This window comes from Kitasatospora sp. NPDC036934 (assembly GCF_055608425.1).
Window position 1 is genome coordinate 1 of record NZ_JBVJQR010000084.1, and the last position, 1228, is coordinate 1228.

Genomic DNA, 1228 nt, shown 5'->3' on the forward strand with positions numbered 1-1228 from the left:
GGGGGGTGTGGTGGGGGGTGGGGGTTTTGGTGGTTGTGGTGGTGGGGGTGTTGTGGGTCCAGGTGTGGGCGAGGGCGTGGGTGAGTTGGGTGGTTTCGGGGGTGTTGCGGCGCAGGGTGCCGGTGGTGTGGGCGGTGGTGTTGGTGGTGTCGGCGGTTTGTTGGATGGGGGTGGTGAGGACGGGGTGGGGGCTGGTTTCGATGAAGTGGGTGTGGCCGGTGGTGAGGAGGTTTTGGGTGACGGTGTGGAGTTGGACGGGGTGGCGGAGGTTGTCGTACCAGTAGTGGGCGTTGAGGGTGGGGGTGGTGCCGGGGTGGGTGGTGGAGTGGAAGGGGATGGTGGGGGTGGTGGGTTGGAGGTCGGCGAGGGTGGTGAGGAGGTGGTCGCGTAGGGGTTCGACGTGGTGGGAGTGGGAGGCGTAGTCGACGGGGATGATCTTGGCGTCGATGCCTTGGTGTTGGTAGTGGGTGGTGAGGGTGTGGAGGGTGGTGGGGTCGCCGGAGATGACGGTGGTGTGGGGGGAGTTGTGGGCGGCGATGGTGAGGCCGGGGGGGAGGGTGATCTGGTCGGGGGGGAGGGGGATGGAGGCCATGGCGCCGGTGCCGGCGATGGTGAGGAGGGCTTGGCTGCGGAGGGTGATGATGCGGGCGGCGTCGTTCAGGGTCAGGGCGCCGGCGATGTGGGCGGCGGCTATTTCGCCTTGGGAGTGGCCGATGACGGCGTGGGGGTGGATGCCGTGGTGTTGCCAGGTGCGGGCGAGGCTGACCATGAGGGCGAAGAGGGCGGGTTGGATGACGTCGACGCGGTTGAGGTCGGGGGCGTCGGGGTTGCCGTGGAGGACGTCGAGGAGGGACCAGTCGGTGTGGGGTTGGAGGGCTTGGGCGCAGGCGTGGAGGTGGTGGGCGAAGACGGGTGAGGTGTTGAGGAGTTCGAGTCCCATGCCGGGCCATTGGGATCCTTGGCCGGGGAAGACGAAGACGGTTTTGCCGGGTGTGGTGGTGGCTTGGAGGAGTCGGGGGTGGGGTTGGTCGTTGGCCAGTGCTGTTAGTGCGTCGAGGAGTTCGTTGCGGGTGGTGCCGTAGGTGGCGGCGCGGTGGTGGTGGGGGGTGCGGGTGTCGAGGGTGTCGGCTACGGCTTGGGGGGTGAGGTGGGGGTGGTGGTGGAGGTGTTCGGTGAGGCGTCGGGCGTGGTCGCGTAGTGCGGTGGGTGTCTTCGCGGACAACCGCCA

Annotated in this window: 1 protein-coding gene; it reads right to left on the reverse strand. The window is 68.2% G+C overall.

What is annotated here, in order from left to right; all coding sequences use genetic code 11:
• Positions 1-1228, reverse strand: a 1228-nt coding sequence (locus ACZ7BZ_RS38350; protein ID WP_470362421.1) for an acyltransferase domain-containing protein, incomplete at both ends; no start/stop codon positions are given.